This is a genomic window from Halomonas sp. HL-93, assembly GCF_900086985.1.
GTDB lineage: Bacteria > Pseudomonadota > Gammaproteobacteria > Pseudomonadales > Halomonadaceae > Vreelandella.
Genome location: NZ_LT593974.1, coordinates 3,102,782 through 3,123,217 on the forward strand (window position 1 = coordinate 3,102,782; position 20,436 = coordinate 3,123,217).

The following is a 20,436-nucleotide window of genomic DNA, read 5'->3' on the forward strand; positions in this document are numbered from 1 at the left end:
ATGGCTGCGACTACACCTCAGGCACTCTCCGTTAGCCAACTCAATCAGCGCGCCAAGCAAACCCTGGAACGCGATGTGGGCGAGGTATGGGTGGAGGGGGAGCTTTCCAACGTCTCGCGCCCGGCGTCGGGGCATATCTACTTCACCTTAAAAGATGACCGCGCGCAGATTCGCTGTGCGCTGTTTCGTCAGCGAGCACGCTTTGTGGCGGCGCCAATGCGCGATGGCGATCAGGTCAAGCTGCGCGGGCGGGTGTCGCTGTTCGAGCCCCGCGGTGACTACCAGCTAATTGCCGATGCCGTGCAGGCCGCGGGGTTGGGCGAATTGCTGGCGGCCTTTGAGCGCTTAAAAGCGCAGCTCGACGCTGAAGGCGTGTTTGCCAATGCGCGCACCCTGCCCTTTCCACCGCGCAAGCTGTTGATTTTAAGCTCGGCCACCGGCGCGGCGATTCGCGATGTGCTGGCGGTGCTGGCGGCGCGCTGGCCGCTTTCGGATGTCACGTTGATACCGGTGCCGGTCCAGGGAGCGGAAGCCGCGCCTGCAATGATATCGGCGCTGGCTCTGCTCAACCGCCAAGCGCGGCTCGACCCCGAGCGGGATGTGATTCTGATTACCCGCGGCGGCGGCAGCCTGGAAGACTTATGGGCGTTCAATAACGAGCATTTAGCGCAGGCGATTTTTCATTCGCGGCTGCCGGTGATGTCGGCGGTGGGCCACGAGGTGGATGTTACCCTGGCGGATTTCGCGGCGGATATGCGCGCGCCTACGCCGTCTGCCGCGGCCGAACGCTTGGTGCCAGACCAACACACCCTCAAGCGCCAGCTTGAGCATCATGAAAACCGCCTTATGCGGGCCATGCAGGCGCGGCTGGAGCGCGATAGCCAACGGCTGGATACCCTGCGCGCCAAATTACGTCACCCCGGCGAGCAGCTCAACCGTCAGCGCCAGCATTTAACGACGCTCAGCCAGCGCTTAAGCCGCGCCATGCAGCAACAGCTGACCCAGCAGAAGGCACAGGTCGCCCAGCTTACCAAGCGCCTCGCCAGCCAGGATATGGTCAAGCTGCACCGTGCGGAGCAAGAACGGGCAAGCCTGTTGCGCCGCCGCTTAGGCGTTGCCATGCAGCGCCAGCTGGAAACCCGCCAAGCGCGGTTAACCAGCGCCGCCCGCGAGCTTAATGCGGTCAGCCCACTGGCAGTCCTGGGGCGCGGTTACGCCATCGCTCAGAATGAACAGGGGCAGGTGGTGCGCCGCGCCGATGACACCGCACCCGGCCAGAAGCTCAAGCTTCAGCTAGGCGAAGGCAGGCTAAGCGTGGAAGTAAAACGGCGCTACAGGAAGTAGCGCCGCTAGTGCTTGGTTGACGGGGTCAACGTCGCTTATTTCTTGCCCTTGTCCGATTTCTGGGGCGAATCATCAGAATCTGGGTTCACGTGGTGCGTGTCGGGCATCGGGTTGGCTTCGTCGTGATGGTCGTCTTGATGCTTGGGATTTTTCTGGTCTTTCTTATCGGGTTGTGCCATATCACGTGCTCCTTACGATAAATGGTCTTTGGCATTACTTTGCCTGCTTTCACTGTAGCCTTTCCCCGGTAACTTGCAACGCAAAGGTTACTCGCTCCCACCTCGATATAAACGATTAAAAAACCTTAAAAACAAACGCTTGATGAACAAAAACCAATCATCAATAAATAAATTAGCAAACTAAATAACGCTAATGCACTGTCGCTATCGCAGTGTTTTTTTGTGTAGCGAAGTTACGTCGTGAATAGGTTTGCCCCTTCTGGCAACCTGGGTCTACATTGAGAACGGGTGCCCAAGGAGACAGGCATCCACCCCAAAATGTTTGCCCATTTTTTACCGGCAATATGTTTGCTAACAAGTTTTGTGCTACCAAAGGAGTGCCTGCACATGAGCGATCAGCATCAACCGCCTCAGCATCAAGCCAAGCAGCCGGGCGACGAGCACGCGATGCACCCCGAGCCCGAGTACATTCGTGAAAGCTACAAAGGGGCCGACAAGTTATTGGATAAAGTGGCTATCATTACCGGTGGCGACAGCGGCATCGGCCGCGCGGTGGCGGTCCACTATGCCCGGGAAGGCGCGGATAGCGTCATTGTACATTTGAAAGAAACCCAAGATGCCAAAGAGACTCAGCGGCTCGTGGAGGCTGAAGGTCGCCGTTGCTTGGTCTTGAAAGGCGATGTAGGGGCACCCAGCTTCTGCCGGGAGATTGTAAAGCGCACCCTGAAAGAGTTCGGCAAAATTAATATCGTGATTAACAACGCGGCCGAACAGTACGACTGGCGCGATATCAGCGAGATTCCTGACGACCAGCTCCAGCGCACCTTTCAAACCAATCTATTTAGCCACTTTTACCTGACCAAGGCGGCACTGCCTCACTTGAGCGAAGGCGATACGATCATCGCCACCTCGTCGATCAACGCCTTTAAAGGCAATGATACGCTAATTGATTACACCGCCACCAAAGGGGCAATTCAGGGCTTGGTTCGCTCGCTGGCCATGTCGCTGATGGATCGCGGCATCCGAGTGAACGCCGTGGCCCCTGGGCCGGTATGGACGCCGCTGATTCCTGCCAGTTTCGATGAGGAAAAAGTCGCTGCGTTTGGCGGCCAGGTGCCGATGAAACGCGCGGGGCAACCCAGCGAAATGGGGCCAGCCTATGTCTATTTGGCCTGCGAAGAATCCTCCTACATGACCGGCCAGACCATGCACTTAAATGGCGGCGTGATCCTGAACACCTAGCCCGTCAGCGTCTTGACCAGCACCTTGGATTTGCGCGCGTGGTTGTAGGTTTCGCGCTTCAGTGGCGGCAGCTCCTCAAGGCTCGCCGTGCGGAAGCCCCGCTCCACAAACCAGTGCGCGGTGTGCGTGGTGAGCACGAACATTTCCTGTAAGCCCCGCTGGCGGGCACGCCGTTCCAGCGCCTCGACCAAACGCTCGCCGCGCTCGCCGCCCCGGTAATTGGTGTGCACCGCCACGCAGGCCAGTTCGGCAATCGAGGTGCTGGGGAATACGTGCAGCGCGGCGCAGCCGATCACCATGCCATCGCGCTCGATGACCATGTAATCGTCGATTTCGTGTTCCAATCGCTCACGCGAACGGGCTACCAGCATGCCGCGATGCTCCAGCGGTTCCAGCAGCTCCAGCAGACCAGCCACATCGTTAAGCGAGGCGGGGCGCAGCTGTTCGTAGCGATGCTGGGTGATCATCGTCCCCACGCCATCGCGGGTAAACAGCTCACCCAGCAAGGCATCGTTGTTGCGCCAGGAAAGCAGGTGTGTGCGGGCCACCCCTTCGCGCGCGGCGGTGCAGGCGGCGTTGAGGTGGCGTGCTAACTCACTGCCGGGGGAGGCGTGCTGCAGGCGTGGTTCGGCCTCAAAGGGCGAAAGCTGGCGCAGCAGCGCGCCCTGCTCATCTTCCAGGCCTTCCGATTCACCCAGCAATATCAGCTTATCGGCTTTCAGCGCCACCGCCGCGTGCTGGGCAACGTCGGAGGCATCCAGATCGAACACCTCGCCGGTGCTGGAAAACCCCAACGGTGGAAGCAGCACTAACGAGCCTTTGTCCAGCAGGCCTTCAATGGCACTGGCGCGCACCCGGCGCACTTCGCCGCTGTGATCAAAATCGATCCCGTCACGCACGCCAAGTGGTTTGGCGGTCACCAGGTTGCCGGAAATCACGCTCAACTCCACGCCGTGCAGCGGCGTGCTGGGCAGGCCCAATGAAAGCCGTGCTTCCAGCCACAGCCGCTGGTGAGCCGCTACTTGCTCAACATGGGCCATTACGGCGCGGTCTGCCACCCAGCGGCCATCAACCCGTGTTGGCTCAACACCCGCCGCGCTCAACGCCTCGTGCACCTGAGGGCGAATGCCAAACACCACTACCAGACGTACGCCTAGAGTATGCAGCAGTGCCAAATCCTGGATCAGCTGCTCCCCTCGGCCAGACGCCATGGCTTCGCCTTCAATTAAGATGACAAAGGTTCGCCCCCGGTGCGCATTAATATAGGGGGACGCATTACGAAACCAGTCGACAAAAGGGAAACGTGTATCCAAGGGGCCGCTCTCCGGCAGCAGGTGAATGAACTCGCTATTGATTACTTTACCAGAGCGCAAAAAATAGCGGCACCTTCTAATGAAGATGCCGCCATGATTTTACGCGTAAGTTAACGTCATACTATGCATCGTTAGCCGCCGAACATACCCTTAAGCATAAAGAAGAACAAAATGGCCAGGCCAGCACCGGCGGGAAGCGTAATCAACCACGACATGGCAATGGTGCCAATTACTCGCAGGTTGAGCGCGGTCATACCCCGCGCCAAGCCCACCCCAAGCACGGCACCCACCAGCGTATGCGTGGTCGAGATCGGCAAGCCTGTGCCAGAAGCCAGCACCACGGTGGTGGCAGCGGCAAGCGTTGCTGCAAAGCCACGACTGGGGGTCAGCTCGGTGATTCCCGTGCCCACGGTGGCAATCACTTTATGCCCGTAGGTGATCAGGCCCACTACGATGCCGCCACCGCCGAGCACCAGCACCCACCAGGGCACCAGCGCCGAGCCTTCAATTTCGCCACCGGTTTGTACCACGCTGATGACCGCCGCTAGCGGGCCAACCGCATTAGCCACGTCATTAGAACCGTGGGCAAACGCCATGGCGCAGGCCGTGAAAATCATCAACACGCCAAAGGCGCGCTCCACATTGGCGTAGCCAAAATGGTCGTCGCTGCTTTGCACGTACTGTACGCGGCGCTCCATCAACACGCCAATGCCAGTGATAATCAAACCAAGAATGATCGACAGCACCAGGCTTTGTGAAAAGGTAATATCCAGCCCCACGTGCTTTAAGCCCTTGGTCATGGTAACCATGGCCACCACAAAACCCACCAGGAACACATAGCCGGGCAAATAACGCTTGGCGGCAGCTAGCGGGTCAGAGGCTTCAAATACCAAGTGGTGTACCGACTTAAACAGTACAAAGCCCACCGTGCCTGCCAACAATGGCGAGACCACCCAACTGGCAGCAATAGTACCCACGCTGCCCCAATCCACCGTCGCTGCGCCCAATCCGGCTACCGCAAAACCGACAATCGCGCCCACAATCGAGTGGGTGGTCGATACCGGCCAGCCTTTCATGGAGGCAATTAATAGCCAGGTCGCCGCCGCCAATAGCGACGCCAGCATACCGTAAACCAGAAGTTGAGGATCTTCTTGAAGCAGTTCGGGGTCGATAATGCCTTTGCGGATGGTGTTGGTCACCTCACCACCGGCAAGCCAAGCCCCTAGGAACTCAAATACCACGGCGATCATAATCGCCTGTTTAATGGTGATGGCCTTCGAGCCAACCGAGGTACCCATGGCGTTGGCGACGTCGTTGGCACCCACGCCCCAGGCCATAAAAAAGCCGAAAAGACAGGCCAGGATGATAAAAATATCACCATACTGAGCAATGATCTGCATAACGCTTCCCTTGTTTGGGGATCAGGTATTAATTTGGGCGCACAAATTAATTGGCGGTCATGATCTGAAGGCGGCTGCCTACGCGCTCAGCGCGGTCAGATAGCTCGCCGACCCAGTCGATAATCTTATAAAGGAAGACCACATCAACCGGTGGCAACTCACTTTCCAGGCTAAATAGCTGGCGGCGAATCGCGACCTGCTGGCCATCCGCCTGGTGCTCAAGGGTATGCAGTTCACGAATCATGTTCTGCATCACATCCGAGACGTTGCGTCCAAAGCCCGATTCCAACAGGTCCTTGAGTTCTTCCAGCGCCTGGCGAGCTTGCGCCACGCACGCCACACTAGTGCGGATGTAGTCACGCATGGGATCCGCCAATTCGGTGGGCACGGTCATTTTACGTCCCAGCATAATGCCGGTAATGTCGCGTGCTTTATTGGCGATTTTGTCCTGTACGCTGATCAGGTCGAGCAGATCAGAACGCGAGACGGGCAAGAACATGGTGTTGGGAAGGTTTAAACGCAGCTCGGTTTTGAGTACGTCTGCATCGTGCTCTAAGCGAGTGACGTTTTCGCGCAGCTGCCCAGCGCTCTCCCAATCGCCTGCCAGCGTTGCTTCGAAGAAAGGCAGGAGTTGGTCAGCACATTCGTTCGCCTTGACGATATGCGCGAGTAGCGGCTGGAATGGCGAGCGGCCAAACATCGCGGAGAAAGGGTTAGAAGTAACCATAAAGCCTTTACGCCTGTTTTCGGGAAGCCAGGAAATGGCGGCCACAGTATAGTGAGTGCGTCTGCCGCCGTCATGAAAAGTTCACAATGTCATTAAAATTTAATCTAAATGTCATAGTATAGAGGTGGCAATTGTTATGAAACCCTCAGCGCCAACCGAGATCGAACTGAAGCTTGCCCTCGCCCCTGATGGCCCAGTGGCACTTTGCCAGCACCCCCTTTTAGAGGGGTTGACGCCTCAGCGGCAAACGCTCATCAATACCTATTTCGATACGCCCCAGGGCGCATTGGCCCAGGCGCACATCGCCGTGCGGCTGCGTCAGGTGGATGATCAGGTGCTGCAAACGGTTAAAACGGCGGGTCACGGGGGCGGCGGATTTTCTCAGCGCCAGGAGTGGGAGTGGCCTGTGGCTTCGCTTGCGTTGGATACCCAAGGATTAGCCGAGCTGCCCCCTTTTCAGGGCGAGGCGAGCCAAGTGATTTCTGCACTTGCCCCCCGCTTAAATACCGACTTTGTACGCCAAAGCTGGCAAGTAGTGTGGCAGGAAAGCCACATCGAGCTGGCCTTGGACCAGGGGGAGATTCATAGCGGCGGGTATCAGGCCACTATTTGTGAAGCCGAACTGGAGCTTAAAAAAGGGGAGCCTGAGGCACTTTGGTCCCTCGCCCTGGCGCTGGCTGAGCATGTACCGCTGCGTCCCTCCGACAGCAGCAAGGCGGCCCGGGGCAATGCTTTAGCCGCTCAACACTGGCCACTGCCCGAAGCCACAACGCCCGCGCAGTGGATGCATCGCGCTACGCTGGCGCTGGACGCCTACCACGACAGCCACAGCGCCGAGCACCTGGCCATCGCTCAAACAGCGCTCGCCACGCTTTCGGCCGAGCCGTCACTCACCGATGAGGAGCATGATGATACCGAGACGATGCGCCATGCCTTGGAAATTTCTAATCAACCCAACGTTGCCTATGGCCAAGCGGCATTGGCCTTTGCCCATCGCTTGGCGTATCAAACCGCGCTACGCTAAACCTGCTGCTTTTACGGCTCTTTCAGGACGGTATTGATGAACTTTCCCTTACACCCGGGCGCAGAAGGATTGCGCACGAAGCTCTTCCATATCATTTTCGAGTCTGATACGCCGGGGGCCAAAGCGTTCGACATCGGCTTGATTTTGGCGATCTTGCTCAGCGTGTTAGTAATTTTGCTGAGCAGTGTTGAGGCCTATGCCGAGCGCTACGGTACGCTTTTATATGTGCTGGAGTGGATATTTACCCTGCTGTTCAGCGTCGAGTTGTTGCTGCGTATGTACTGCTTGGAGCGCCCTACGCTCTATCTGAAAAGCTTCTACGGCATTGTCGACCTGATCGCCATCCTGCCCACCTGGCTGGTGTTACTGATACCCGGTGCCCACGCCTTGGTGATTGTGCGGATCCTGCGGGTGCTGCGGATTTTCCGCATTCTACGGCTGATGGAGTTTGTCGGTGAAGCGCGGCTGCTGATTGATGCGTTAAAGCGTAGTCTGCGTCAGATTCTGCTGTTTTTCTTCGCCATTTTTATGGTGGTCACGCTGTTTGCCGCGCTGATGTATGTGATCGAATCGCCGGAAGCTGGTTTTACCAGTATTCCCATGTCGATCTACTGGGCGATCGTCAGTATGACCACGGTGGGCTATGGCGACATTGTCCCAGCAACGCCGCTAGGCAAGTCCATCACCGTGGTGCTCATGCTGCTGGGTTACTCAATTATCGCCGTACCCACCGGGGTGTTCTCCGCCCAGGTGATTCGTTCGATTCGCGAAGATCGCTATTCCGATGAAGCCTGCCCCGGCTGCGGCCACGACCACCATGAAAAACGCGCCCGCTACTGCCTGCGCTGCGGCACCTGGCTGGACGAAGACAGCGAAGATCCGCGTAAGCAAGACGATGAAAAGAAAGACGACCAGGGGAAAGACGCAGACAAAAACGCGCCCCAGGATAGTTAAACCTGGGGCGAGCATGAGTGACACGTGCCGTCGTTAGGTATAAAGCAATTTAAATAGTAAAGGGAGTGACATCCCCCCGTCCTTCGCGGACGATTTTGGGAGGCAGCTCGCGCAGGTCGATCACGCTGGTGGGGTCCAGATGGCAGGCACCGCCGTCAATAATCAGATCAAGATGGGTGCCAAACCGCTCGCGAATGTCTTCGGCGTCGCTCATCGGCAAATCCTCGCCGACGGGGATCAGGGTAACGCTCATCAACGGCTCACCCAGTGCCGCCAGCAGCGCGTGGGTAATCCGGTGATCCGGCACGCGCACGCCGATAGAGCGGCGTTTGGGATGCAACAACAGACGCGGCACCTCGGTGCTTGCATCTAAAATAAACGTGTAGGCGCCCGGGGTATGCGCTTTAAGCAACCGAAACACGTCGTTGTCGACCTTGGCGTAGGTGCCGATCTGCGACAGATCCGAGCACACCAAGGTGAAGTTGTGCTTATCGTCCAGCGAGCGCAGCCATTTGATTTTCTCAATGGCTTTTTTCTCGCCCAGGTGGCAACCCAATGCATAGCCAGAGTCGGTCGGGTATGCGACCACGCCGCCTTTGCGGATAATCTCAATCGCCTGGTCGATCAACCGCTTCTGAGGGTTTTCAGGATGAATCTGGAAATATTGGCTCATGGCTTGCTCCTGACGGTTATTAGTGGTCGATACCGCCTACCTTAGCTTACGCAGCGGCCAGAGGCCCAGCCGGCGCGTTTTGCAGATGGCGTAAACGCGGATGCTGCCAGATAGGTGGCGCTGCGGTGCGCGGTATCAAACTCATGCTACCGGGGGCGGCGTGGCTGCCGGGAAAGTGAAAATCACTGCCCATTGAGGCGTAGAGATCGCGCTCCACCAGTTGGCGAGCCAAGTCGCGTGTGCTGTCCGGGTTTTGCTGACCGCTGACCAGCTCCACTGCCTGTCCGCCAGCGGCCTGAAACGTGTCCATCAACAAACCGCGTTTGCGCCGGGTCAGCCCGTGTCGCAGCGGATGGGCCAGCACGGCAACGCCGCCCGACGCCACCACCCAGCCGACCGCATCGCTGATCTCCGGCCAGTGGGCCTTTACGTCGCCCTTCTTGCCGCTGCCCAAATAGCGTTTAAAGGCGCTTGCCCAATCGGCCACCATGCCGTCTGCCACCAATGCGCGAGCAAAGTCGGGCCGTCCCAGTGGGCGGTCACTACCCGCTTGCTCGCGCGCCTTGTCCAGCGCATCGGCCAAGCCGGCTTTCTCGAGTCGCTCGGCGATCACCTCGGCACGCTTGATTCGCGCCTCACGCTGGTGGATTAACCCGTCTACCAACGGGCCTTGGAGGCCGCCTGGCATGAGCGCCACCATGTGGATGTTAATGCTCTGCCAGCGGGTGGATAACTCGCAGCCGGGCAGCATGCATATGCCCGCTGAGGCGGCTGCTTGTCCCGCTTCGCTAACGCCATCCATGGTATCGTGATCGGTCAGCGCCATGTGGGTAAGTCCGCGCTCTGCGCACAGCGTTACAAGCTCGGTGGGAGTAAGCGCACCATCGGACGCCGTCGAATGCATGTGTAAATCAACGGGGTAACGCTGGTCAGTCTCAAACGTATTGGGAAGTCGGGGCATAGGCATGACGCCGTGTGGCGAGTTTGTCAGAATAAGGGCGATTTAATTCAATATGGTGCGCGCTTATGCCGGTGCGGTCAATTGCGCCACCCCTGTGGCTCGCCCTTTTGATCCTTTTTCATTCAAGGAGTTATGCACATGTTGTATGCCATCATCAGCGAAGATACCCCCAACAGCCTGGAACGCCGTTTAGCCGCCCGCCCTGATCACCTCGCACGTTTGGAAGCATTGCGCGATGAAGGCCGCTTGGTGCTCGCAGGCCCCCATCCAGCTATTGATGCCAATGACCCAGGCGATGCCGGTTTTAGCGGCAGCTTGGTTGTCGCTGAGTTTGCCAGCCTGGAAGAGGCCGAAAGCTGGGCCGATGCCGACCCCTACATGATTGCCGGTGTCTACACCCGCGTCACAGTCAAACCGTTCAAGAAAGTTATGCCTTGACCCTAGCGGGTGAATATGGAGGGTCCGTCGGCTTTTTCACAGAGGCTGTGGAAAACTCTGTGAAAACACGGCGGACGCTTTTCTGTAAGCCAGAGATAACGCCTCAATTCACAAATTGGTCATTTTTTAACCACCTTTCTTCAACACGGATAACCGCGTGACGCAACGTCCTTGCCTTTTGCCCCCTCTCGTGGCGTTAACGTCGCCATCGCTCACCTGGAACGGTACGGAACCGCATTCGGAGGCCTTCGACGACGTTTATTTTTCCCGCGATAATGGCCGCGCCGAAACCGAGCACGTTTTTATCAACGCTAACCACCTGCCCGCCCGCTTTGCTGCGTGGCAATCGCAACGGGCCTTTGTGATTGGCGAGACAGGCTTTGGCACCGGGCTGAATATGCTGTGTGCCTGGGCGTGTTTTGAAGAGCGAGCACCGTCGCATGCCCGGCTTCATCTGATATCCACAGAGAAGTTTCCCCTCGACCGCGCCTCGCTCTCACGTGCCCTTAGCGCCTGGCCAACACTTGCCATTTATACACAGGTGCTTTGCGATCAGTGGCCCGAGGCAGTCAGCGGTATCCACCGCTTGCACCTGAGCGAACGCGTGACGCTGGATGTGCATTTTGGCGACACTACCGAGCGTTTGGCATTGCTTGATGGCCAAGTGGACGCGTGGTTTTTGGACGGCTTCGCGCCTTCCAAAAACCAGGAGATGTGGAAGCCTGAACTATTTGAAGTAATGGCCGCCCGCTCGCGCCCCGGAGCCACGTTCGCCACCTTCACCTGTGCGGGTATCGTCAAGCGCGGTTTAAAAGCCGCCGGGTTTGCGTGGCAAAAGGTACCCGGCTTTGGGCGCAAGCGGGAAATGCTCGCGGGCCATATCGCCGCGCCCCCCTGCGACGCGCGACGCCGTGCTACGCCGTGGTTTACACCGCCTGAGTGCCTTGATCACCAGCATGTGGCGGTGATTGGCGCGGGCATCGCCGGTGCAAGCGTCGCCGCTGCACTGGCCAGGCGCGGGGTCAGTGTCACTGTGGTAGAGCGCGACGCACCCGGTGCGGGCGGTTCAGGCAATCGCCAGGGAGCGCTTTACGTCAAACTGGCGGCTGAAACCAATCATCAAAGCCGGTTTTATTTGGCCGGGCTCATGTATAGCCAGCGCTGGCTTAACCAGCAAACCACGGACACGCTGCTGTGGCAGTCAAGCGGCGTGGTACAGCTAGCGTTAAGCGATAAAGAAGCCCGCCGCCAACAGCGGTTTATAGCGCATCACACGCTGCCGCAGACGGTGGTCTCTGCCCAAGCGGAGGGGTTAAGCGAGCTTGCTGGGGTGCCCATCAGTGCTCAGCATGCGCTGTTTTATCCCCAAGCGGGCTGGGTGCGGCCCAAAGCGCTGTGCGAACACTTACTTAACCACCCGCTGATTAGCGTTCACCGAAGGGACGTAACGCAAGTGCACCGCGATGGGCAGTGCTGGCGCCTAGACCTGGTCAACGGCGATGCGATCTGCGCCGACCAGGTGGTGATCGCCAACGCCCAACTGGCCAACCGCTTTGCGCAAACCGCAGTACTGCCGTTACAGCAGGTACGTGGGCAAATCAGCGAAGTGACGCTGCCTGATGACGTGCAAACGCCTCAGCGTGTGGTTTGCGCAGGCGGCTATGTATCACCGCCCGTCGACGGCGTGCTGACCTTCGGCGCCAGCTTTGTGCCCAACAATGACAGCCGCCACGTCACCCATGACGATCACCAGCGTAATATCGACGAGTTACGCCTCGCCTTACCTCAATGGGTTGAAGCGCTTGAAGAGGCAGGCGTTGCGCTATCCCCTGAATTACTCAAAGGCCGCGCCGCGGTGCGGGCGGCTAGCCCCGATAAAAGCCCCTATGCAGGGCCGCTGCCGGTGGCTGACGCATGGCAGGAGGCGTACCAAGCGTTAGGCAAGGACGCCTCGAAAGTGCCAGATACCGTGGGCGAGCATTACCCAGGGCTGTGGATATCCACCGCTCACGGCTCAAGGGGGCTTGCCAGCGCGCCGCTGTGCGCCGAGGTGATTGCCTCGCGGATGTGCGGCGACCCGCTACCCCTGGAAGTGCCATTGGTGGACCACCTCCACCCGGGGCGGCGCATTATCAGCGCCATTATTCGCGGCACGACGACTTAAATGTCGCCTTCCTCCTCGTCATCGCCAATATCGCGCCCAAAGGCTCGCCATTGGGCCAGGGTCATCACCTCGGTCATTTCAAGTTCCAGGTCGTGGGCAATGATCAACTCATTGCGTTCAAGCTGCTTTTTAAGCTCTACGACCCAGCCGTGCATGCCCTCGCCGGTGGTATCGGTGGTGTCGTAGCCCTGGCGTGTCACAAAGGCTTCCAGCAGGGCATCTAAGGTTTCCGGCGGTAGCATGCGTGCCGGGACTTCGATGAATCGGCTCATTCGCGTTGCTCCCATTCGGCCAGGCGCTCGATAAAAGCCGCCTCATCAACGACCTCGACCCCTAGCTGCTCGGCTTTGGTTAATTTACTGCCCGCAGCTTCTCCCGCGACCAGGCAGGTGGTTTTCTTGGATACACTGCCTGCCACCTTGGCCCCCAGCGCCTGCAGGCGCGCCTTGCCTTCATCTCGCGTCATCGTTTCAAGCGTGCCGGTGAGCACCCAGGTTTGGCCATCAAGCGGCGTGGGGCCTTGGATGACTTCCGCTTCTTGCCATTGAATCCCCGCATTACGCAGCGCTTGTAGCGTGTCCTGATTGTGAGGCTGACGGAAAAAAGTATGCACATGAGCAGCAACAATCGGGCCCACATCACTAACCGCTTCCAATGCAATTACCTCAGCCGCTTGGATGGCTTCAAGCGTACCAAAGTGATGGGCCAGGTTAGCCGCCGTGGCTTCGCCCACCTCACGGATACCCAATGCGTAGATAAACCGCGCAAGCGTCGTGGATTTGGCTTTCTCCAGCGCATTAACCAAATTGGTGGCTGATTTTTCCCCCATGCGCGGCAGGCTTTTAAGCTGCTCAACGGTCAGATGAAACAGGTCGGCCGGGCTTTTCACCCAGTCCAGGTCGACAAGCTGCTCGATCAGCTTTTCCCCCAGGCCGTCGATATCCAACGCTTTGCGGCTGGCGAAATGTTTCAGCGCCTCTTTGCGCTGGGCGGCACAGTAGAGCCCACCGGAACAGCGTGCAACGGCCTCATCGGCTAAACGCTCGATCTCGGAACCGCACACCGGGCAACGGTCAGGAAAGGTAATTGGCCGGACATCAGCGGGCCGTAGTGAGGTATCCACCCGGACCACCTGGGGAATCACGTCGCCGGCTCGACGAATAGCGACGGTGTCGCCAATCATCACGCCTAAGCGCTCGATTTCATCGGCGTTATGCAGCGTGGCGTTGGATACCGTCACCCCGGCCACCGTCACCGGCTCAAGCCTTGCCACGGGGGTGATGGCACCGGTACGGCCCACCTGAAACTCAACCTCGTTGAGCGTAGTGACTTCTTGCTGGGCGGGGAATTTAAACGCCACCGCCCAGCGCGGCGCCCGGGCGACAAAGCCAAGTTCCCGCTGATGGCGCAGATCGTTGACCTTGATGACCACACCGTCGATGTCGTAGCCAAGCGCGTCACGCTTGTCGCCCAGTTGATCGCAATAATCAGCCACGGCTTTCGGGCCGTTCATGGTGGTTAGCTCGGCACTGGTGCGAAAGCCCAGCGTGGCAAGCCTCGCCATTAAGGCACTATGGCTCGTATCACCCAGGTCGGGCTCGAGCCGTGCCGCCTGGTAGGCATGAAACTCCAGCGGCCGTGTGGCAGTAATTCGCGGGTCAAGCTGGCGCAGGCTACCGGCGGCGGCGTTGCGCGGGTTGGCAAAGACCTTGCTGCCCTCTTCACGGGCGCGTTCATTGAGTGCTTCAAAACCCTTGTGACGCATGATCACCTCACCGCGCACTTCCAGCAGCTCAGGTACGTTTTTACCCATCAGCTTCAAGGGCACCGAGCGCAGCGTGCGCAGGTTGGAGGTAATGCCCTCGCCGGTGCGGCCGTCGCCGCGGGTGGCCCCGCTGACCAGCACGCCCTGCTCGTAGACCAGCGATACGGCGGCACCATCAAGCTTGGGCTCGCAGCTGAACTCGATGTCGTCTGCCTGGCACTCCAGGCGCTCGGCGACGCGCTCGGCAAACGCATGAATATCGTCGCGGCTGAAGGCGTTATCCAGCGACAGCATGGGAATGGCATGAGGCACTTCAGGAAAGCCGTCGGCGGGGGCGGCACCCACGCGCTGGGTCGGTGAGTTAGGCGAGACCTGCGAGGGATGTTCGTCCTCTAACTGCTTTAAGCGCTGGAATTTGCGGTCATAGTCCGCATCGCTCAGCGTAGGTTCATCAAGGACATAATAGCGGTAATTGGCGTCATCCAGCGCGGCGCGAAGCTGGTTGATCTCGTCCAGCACGTTAGGGTCAGGCTGACTCATTGAAACAGGTTCTCGTCGACAGGCTATTAGCGGTGATACAAGTTAACGGTATTATGCAATAAAAAACACCCGCCCTCTGCAAGAGGACGGGTGTCGGAGAGCAAGCGGCTGTTTAGTGGGCTTGCATATGGCGATGCAACCGATGCCTACGTTCGAACTCATGCACGCGTTGGCGAGCAAACTCAATGGTTTGTGCCGTCATCACGCTATGGTTCTCGTCTTTCAATTCGCCGCCCATGTGACGTACAACCACCATGGCGGTTTCGACCATGGCCTCGAACGCCGCCGAGCTATCGTGGGCGCCGGGGAGCGGCATCAGCAAAGTGATACCAGGCGTCACAAACTCATCCATTTCTTCAATGGGGAAGACGCCAGGTTTAACGACATTGACCATGGAGAACTGCAGTTCGCTGTCGGCGCTTTCGGTTTCGAAACGGTGGAAAACGCCCATAGCGCTGCTGTAGCGTAAACCGCAGGCCATCATCAATTCCAGCAGCTTGCCACCGTCAAAGCCGGCTGGGTCGCGTGAAAGCACGCTGATCACCACCACTTCGTCAGCATTGGTTAACGTTTCTTTGGCATGTTCTCCGCAAACGTCATGACGCAATGCTTTTTCTAACGCAGGGTGAGTACGTACGACCCCTTCAGGTGCTTCAGGCTCGTGTAGAGCCGCATGCGATTCTGCAGCAGCGTAAGCGTCTTCCTCAGCGGCATACTGGGCCATTTCGGCGGCACGGACGAGACGTTCTTCTTCGGCAGCCTGAGCTTCCAGTTCGCGTGCTTGCGCCTGCTCCTGAGCAATGCGCGCTTTTTCAGCTTCAGCCGCTTCCTCGGCCTCTCGGCGCTGCTCTGCTTCAAGGGCCTTACGTTCTGCTTTCTGTTTTGCCAGCGCTTCGGCGCGGCGCGCCTTTTCGGCTTTTTTCAGCGCGCGCGCTTTACGGTGAGCGATCATGCGCTGTTTCAGCGAACGACCAATCTCTTCAAAATCCACCAGACGATAGGCTTCTTCATCATCGTCATCATGGTATTCACCAGCAATATCGCTGCGTAACTGACGGCGTTTTGGCTGCGTGTCAGATGAAGCATGTTTAGCAAACGCTGCATCTTCAGGCTCAGCGCGCAGCACCGGCGTGTCGTCATGGCTCGTTTGCGCGGCCGCCATACGCTCGGTGTCGTTTTCGTCCATGGCACTCATTCGAGGCTCGTGGGCCACAGCGGTAACGGCAACATCAGCTACCGGCCTGACATCGTCGGAAGAAGACACCGCAGGCTCGCGATGGTGCTTTTCGGGCTCAGACGTTGGCTCAGGCATTTTCACCTCGGGGCGCTGGGCACGCGTCGCTGTCGCTGCTTTGGCGGTGCGCGTGGTGACTGGGTGCTCATCCCGACCCTCTTCAACCTTTGAGGCGGCAGGCGAACTTGCCTTATGGGTACTGCGCTTAAACTGTGAAAGTATCTTTGACGGTCCAGGGTGCTCTTGGCGTTCTAACTTCGGCTTTTGACTCAGACCGCTATAATCGGCGGGCTTAACCACACGCGCGCCACCATTGGGAAGTTCCCAGTTTATTTCAGCCTCTTTAGCCACATCACTGAACTCGGTAGACCGACTTGTTGGCGTCTCGCCGACGGCTTGGTCGAGGCGAGGAACGCGACGCTGACGCTGGAGTCGTCTTACCCCATCAATAACGATGAGGGATACCAACGCCAGTCCTAAAATGATTAGCCACTCTCTTAATTCCATGTTGAACATTCCATGGGTCATCTTGACGGTTGCTAAGGCGCGATGCCTAAAAATTAGAACACTACTATTAAATCTATACTTACCCCAAGCATAGCGCGATTACTACGAAAAGGGCCACTTTTTGTTAATTTTCACGTTATCGCACATTTTTTAACGTTATTTAAGTCAAAAATTCGACTATAACGCGGGCTATAAGTGCCCCATTGCCTTCCTATTAACTAATTACCCTGTGCGATAGCAACAACCTTTACCTTTGAGTCCCTTGCTAGCAACGCATGCTCACCCCTTTAAATCGTGCCCTGTGAGTGCCGGGCGCCGGGTATGCTTACTGCTTTTTCTTCGCTAATGAGGACTCAAAAACACTCAGTGCCGAATAATATAGATAAGTTTAGCGCCTTGAGTCACTTTTTTTAACTCTGGGCGTGGATTATTAAGCGCTAGGGTAGTTAATAACGTTAACGCTTGCGAGCTTTAATCCACCAACGCAGCCGCTTCTTCAATGCCTACCGAGACCATTCGCGAGACCCCAGGCTCTTGCATGGTGACACCCATTAAGCGCTCGGCGGCCTCCATGGCAATTTTGTTGTGGGTAATATAGATGAACTGAACGTTATCCGACATCTCTTTTACCAGCCTGGCATAGCGCCCTACATTGGCATCATCTAGCGGGGCATCTACTTCATCCAGCATACAGAATGGCGCTGGGTTTAACTGGAAGATCGCAAATACTAACGAAAGTGCTGTCAGTGCCTTTTCACCTCCGGATAGTAGATGAATAGTGCTGTTCTTTTTACCCGGCGGGCGCGCCATGATCGCCACACCGGTTTCCAATAAATCATCACCAGTGAGCGTTAGCCAAGCGGTGCCCCCGCCAAACACTCTGGGAAATAAGGTTTGTAGGCCTGTATTGACTTGATCAAACGTATCTCTAAAACGCACACGGGTTTCTTGATCAATACGCTTGATGGCACGCTCTAGGGTTTCCAGTGCTTCACTTAATTCGGCATGCTGAGCTTCCAGGTAGTCCCGCCGCTCAGCCTGCTGGTCGTATTCTTCAATCGCGGCAAGGTTAATGGCCCCTAAGCGGCGTATTTTGTCGGTAGTGCTTTCCAGCCGCGCCTGCCAAGCGGTTTCACTGGCGTCGCTTGCGAGTTGTTCCGCCAGTGTTTCGCTGTCGTGGCCCAGTTCAGCGAGCTGTTCATCTTGGGTGGCGGCTTTTAGCGCCAGCGCCTGCACATCCATACGCCGCTGCTGAAGCTGCTCGCGGCTCTGCTCTAGATTGCGTTCGTGCTGTTGGCGGGTGAGCTCGTCGTTACGCAACTGCTCCGCCAACGTTTGCGTTTGCTGGCGCGTGTCGTTTAAGCGCTGTTCCTGCTGCTCGCGCTGTTGGAGCAGCTCTTCAAGCTCTTCGGCGGCAAGTTCGTCGGGTTCCAGCAAGGTTTCCCGCGAGGCTTCCAATTCCTCAATCCGCAGTGCGAGGCGCTCTTCGCTGTCATTGCTGCGTGCTTGCTGGGAGCGCAGGCTATTACCCTCGGCGTTTAATCGTTCACGCTCCAGCGCTAGGGCCTGCTGGCGGGCTTTCAGTGGCGCCTGCTGCTGATTCAGACGTTCGCGCTGTTCGCGCTGGTTATCTCGCTGCTCGGCGCTGGTGTCGCGCGCCTCAGCAGTTATTTCCAACTGCTCCATTGCCTCGTGCCAGCGGGCACGCTGCTCATCGAGAGTAAGCGCTAACTCTGCTTCATCTTCTTGTAGCTGGCGCAGCTCGTCATCCAGCTCACTGGCGCGGCTTTCCAGATGTTCCAGGCGTTGGGCCAAGCGTTGCTCTGTTACCGCGAGCTGCTGAAGCGTGGCGGCATGAGCACGCTCTTCCTCTGCCTGCCGTTCACGGGTGTGCTCAAGCGTCTCGATGGTTTCACTGGCGGCCTCGCACTGCGCTTCGGCAAGCGCCAACGCCTCCTCGTCGTGCTCACGGCGAGTTGCCAACTCATCAAGGCGACGGCGCGTGACCAATAGCGCATCGACGCCTTCGCCGTTGGCCTGCTGATGCAACCAACCCCGCCCGCGCCACACGCCATCGCGGGTAACCACGCTTTCGCCAGGGCCAAGCGTGGCTAATAGCGCGTCGGCCTCGTCGCCACCCTCAGCATAGTGAACACTTGCTAACCAGCCACTTAGTGCGCCAGCGCCACTCACCAGTGCATCCAGGCGTTGGCCTCCGTGTAAGGGCGGCGGTGTCTGGTCAATCAAACACCAATCAGTGGCAAGCGCTTCGGGCAATGCTTTTAACTGATCACCGGCTACCAGCCGCGCATTGAGCCACGGCGCTAGCAGCCAGGAAATCACCCGCTCCCAGCCGGCCTCAACGCTAATCGCTTCACCCAACCGTGGCGCATCGGCAAGTCCATGGGCAGCTAACGTTTCGGTGAGGTGCGGGTCGTGATCAGCAAGAGCGGCATCAATCAGCGCTTGCAGCGAGGCAAGCTCCCCCTGACGCTGGCTTAACTCGGCACGTTGTTGGTCACGCGTCTGGGTAGCCTGCTGGTAAGCCGCCTTGGCCTCGTTGTAGCGCTGCTGCCAATGGTCGCGCTCGGTTTGAAATGCCTCGGCGCGCTGTTCAGCCACTTCTTTTTGAGCTTGGCATTCAGCGTGCTCGCTGCGTAACTCGGTGACATCGGCCAGCTCGCCACGCTGTTGGTGGCGGCGCTGGCGTTCGGCCTGTAGACGGGCAATGCGTTGTTCAAGATCGCGTAGCTGATCCTGGCGGCGTTCGGCTTCGCGGCTGGCATCGCGCCAGCGGCTTTCGGCATCCGCCCACTGCTGCTCGGCGGCTTCAAGGGAGGGGCTCGCGTCGGCTAGCGTTTGCTCCAGGGTTTCAAGTTGTTCGTCGAGCGCTTCATGTTCGGGCAACAATTCGTCTAAACGCGCTTCAATGGTCACTAAGCGCTCTTGGTCACCTTCACTGACCCGGCGCTGCTCGTCGAGGTCACGCCGGGCCGTCTCGATGTCGCTGGCGAGCTGGGCTTCGCGGCTGCGCCGGTGGGCCTGATCCTGTTCGAGGCGGGCGATACGGGTGGTGGTTTCAAAAAACTGCTGTTGGTGACGTTCGAGCACTTCAGCCAGTTCGTCGTGCTGCTCGCGGGCTTGCTCCAGACGCGTTTCGCACTGACGAACGCCAAACACGTCTTTTTCAACGGCGATCTCCAACTCGCGTACCCGGCTTTCTTGGTGGGACTGTTCAGCCCGCAGAGCCCGCCCGCGCAACACGGCGAGTTCACCTTTCAGTTGGAACTCCTGCTGCTTTAACGCCTGGTAGCGTTTAGCCGCCTCAGCTTGCCGCTTTAGCCGCTCGAGCTGCTTGTCGAGCTCTTCGCGAATATCGTCTAGCCGCTCTAGGTTTTCCTGGGTACGCCGCATACGATTTTCGGTTTCCCGGCGGCGCTCTTTGTATTTGGAGATGCCCGCGGCCTCTTCCAGCGTGGCGCGCAGATCGTCCGGGCGGGCGTCGATCAGCCGCGAAATCATGCCCTGGCCGATAATCGCGTAAGAACGCGGGCCCAGGCCGGTACCCATAAACAGGTCGGCGATATCCCGGCGGCGGCACTTTTGGCCGTTAAAAAAGTAGTTGGACTGGCCGTCGCGGGTCACCAGGCGCTTCACCGCGATTTCGGCGTATTGGGCATAGACACCGCCCATGGTGCCATCGCGGTTGTCGAACTTCAGCTCAATGGACGCCTGGCCCACCGGCTTGCGCCCCGTCGAGCCGTTAAAGATGACATCGGCCATGGACTCACCGCGCAGGGTCTTGGCGGAGGACTCCCCCATTACCCAGCGCACGGCGTCGATAATATTCGATTTTCCGCAGCCGTTGGGTCCGACGATAGCGGTCATATTGCCGTCGAAAGGCACGGTGACCGGATCGACGAACGACTTGAAGCCGACGAGGCGTATCGACGTTAAACGCATGGAGAGTA

16 protein-coding genes are annotated in these 20,436 nt (G+C 58.2%); 6 read left to right on the forward strand and 10 right to left on the reverse strand.

Annotated features, from left to right (window positions below; all coding sequences use genetic code 11):
- A complete protein-coding gene (gene xseA, locus GA0071314_RS14385; RefSeq protein WP_074397286.1) occupies nt 1–1,344 on the forward strand; it encodes an exodeoxyribonuclease VII large subunit in 1,344 nt (447 codons plus the stop codon).
- Nucleotides 1,345–1,379: 35 nt separating this feature from the next.
- Here the strand turns inward: xseA and GA0071314_RS19635 are convergent, their stop codons facing one another.
- Nucleotides 1,380–1,523, reverse strand: a complete 144-nt coding sequence (locus GA0071314_RS19635) for a hypothetical protein (RefSeq protein ID WP_172822107.1) — start codon at nt 1,521–1,523, stop codon at nt 1,380–1,382.
- Between the two features lie 387 nt (nt 1,524–1,910).
- Here GA0071314_RS19635 and GA0071314_RS14390 point away from each other — a divergent pair, with 387 nt between their 5' ends.
- Entirely contained in the window at nt 1,911–2,765 is an 855-nt protein-coding gene (locus GA0071314_RS14390; protein WP_074397287.1) for an SDR family oxidoreductase, read from the forward strand.
- Here the strand turns inward: GA0071314_RS14390 and argA are convergent.
- The 3 genes from argA to GA0071314_RS14405 all read right to left on the reverse strand — a co-directional run bounded on the left by argA (nt 2,762) and on the right by GA0071314_RS14405 (nt 6,205).
- Nucleotides 2,762–4,078: an amino-acid N-acetyltransferase gene (gene argA, locus GA0071314_RS14395; RefSeq protein ID WP_074398544.1), complete on the reverse strand. Its 1,317-nt coding sequence runs from the start codon at nt 4,076–4,078 to the stop codon at nt 2,762–2,764. The genes GA0071314_RS14390 and argA overlap by 4 nt on opposite strands.
- Nucleotides 4,079–4,209: 131 nt before the next feature.
- On the reverse strand, nt 4,210–5,478 hold the full coding sequence (locus tag GA0071314_RS14400; RefSeq protein ID WP_074397288.1) for an inorganic phosphate transporter: 1,269 nt from the start codon (nt 5,476–5,478) through the stop codon (nt 4,210–4,212).
- Between the two features lie 46 nt (nt 5,479–5,524).
- On the reverse strand, nt 5,525–6,205 hold the full coding sequence (locus GA0071314_RS14405; RefSeq protein ID WP_074397289.1) for a TIGR00153 family protein: 681 nt from the start codon (nt 6,203–6,205) through the stop codon (nt 5,525–5,527).
- Nucleotides 6,206–6,341: 136 nt separating this feature from the next.
- On the opposite strand from GA0071314_RS14405, the gene GA0071314_RS14410 reads away from it, so the two are divergent.
- Nucleotides 6,342–7,229, forward strand: a complete 888-nt coding sequence (locus tag GA0071314_RS14410) for a CYTH domain-containing protein (protein ID WP_074397290.1) — start codon at nt 6,342–6,344, stop codon at nt 7,227–7,229.
- 36 nt (nt 7,230–7,265) lie between these two features.
- Nucleotides 7,266–8,183, forward strand: a complete 918-nt coding sequence (locus tag GA0071314_RS14415) for an ion transporter (protein WP_074397291.1) — start codon at nt 7,266–7,268, stop codon at nt 8,181–8,183.
- Nucleotides 8,184–8,232: 49 nt separating this feature from the next.
- Here the strand turns inward: GA0071314_RS14415 and GA0071314_RS14420 are convergent, their stop codons facing one another.
- Together GA0071314_RS14420 and GA0071314_RS14425 are read right to left on the reverse strand one after the other, a co-directional pair.
- Nucleotides 8,233–8,856 carry an L-threonylcarbamoyladenylate synthase gene (locus GA0071314_RS14420; RefSeq protein WP_074397292.1) on the reverse strand — a complete coding sequence of 208 codons (624 nt, stop codon included), beginning with the start codon at nt 8,854–8,856 and terminating at the stop codon, nt 8,233–8,235.
- A 46-nt stretch (nt 8,857–8,902) separates the two neighbouring features.
- Nucleotides 8,903–9,823: a PHP domain-containing protein gene (locus tag GA0071314_RS14425; protein WP_074397293.1), complete on the reverse strand. Its 921-nt coding sequence runs from the start codon at nt 9,821–9,823 to the stop codon at nt 8,903–8,905.
- Nucleotides 9,824–9,955: 132 nt separating this feature from the next.
- Here GA0071314_RS14425 and GA0071314_RS14430 point away from each other — a divergent pair, with 132 nt between their 5' ends.
- Together GA0071314_RS14430 and mnmC are read left to right on the forward strand one after the other, a co-directional pair.
- Nucleotides 9,956–10,255: a YciI family protein gene (locus GA0071314_RS14430; protein WP_074397294.1), complete on the forward strand. Its 300-nt coding sequence runs from the start codon at nt 9,956–9,958 to the stop codon at nt 10,253–10,255.
- Between the two features lie 157 nt (nt 10,256–10,412).
- Nucleotides 10,413–12,419 carry a bifunctional tRNA (5-methylaminomethyl-2-thiouridine)(34)-methyltransferase MnmD/FAD-dependent 5-carboxymethylaminomethyl-2-thiouridine(34) oxidoreductase MnmC gene (gene mnmC, locus GA0071314_RS14435; protein ID WP_074397295.1) on the forward strand — a complete coding sequence of 669 codons (2,007 nt, stop codon included), beginning with the start codon at nt 10,413–10,415 and terminating at the stop codon, nt 12,417–12,419.
- Here mnmC and GA0071314_RS14440 read toward each other — a convergent pair.
- The 4 genes from GA0071314_RS14440 to smc all read right to left on the reverse strand — a co-directional run bounded on the left by GA0071314_RS14440 (nt 12,416) and on the right by smc (nt 20,428).
- Nucleotides 12,416–12,691, reverse strand: coding sequence for a YheU family protein (locus tag GA0071314_RS14440; protein WP_074397296.1), 276 nt, complete (start codon nt 12,689–12,691; stop codon nt 12,416–12,418). The two genes, mnmC and GA0071314_RS14440, sit on opposite strands and share 4 nt — an antisense overlap.
- Nucleotides 12,688–14,724, reverse strand: a complete 2,037-nt coding sequence (gene ligA / locus GA0071314_RS14445) for an NAD-dependent DNA ligase LigA (protein WP_074397297.1) — start codon at nt 14,722–14,724, stop codon at nt 12,688–12,690. The genes GA0071314_RS14440 and ligA overlap by 4 nt, the downstream gene beginning before the upstream one ends.
- A 112-nt stretch (nt 14,725–14,836) precedes the next feature.
- Nucleotides 14,837–16,465: a cell division protein ZipA C-terminal FtsZ-binding domain-containing protein gene (locus tag GA0071314_RS14450; protein ID WP_074397298.1), complete on the reverse strand. Its 1,629-nt coding sequence runs from the start codon at nt 16,463–16,465 to the stop codon at nt 14,837–14,839.
- A 471-nt stretch (nt 16,466–16,936) separates the two neighbouring features.
- A complete protein-coding gene (smc, locus tag GA0071314_RS14455; protein ID WP_074397299.1) occupies nt 16,937–20,428 on the reverse strand; it encodes a chromosome segregation protein SMC in 3,492 nt (1,163 codons plus the stop codon).
- Between the last annotated feature and the right edge of the window lie 8 nt (nt 20,429–20,436).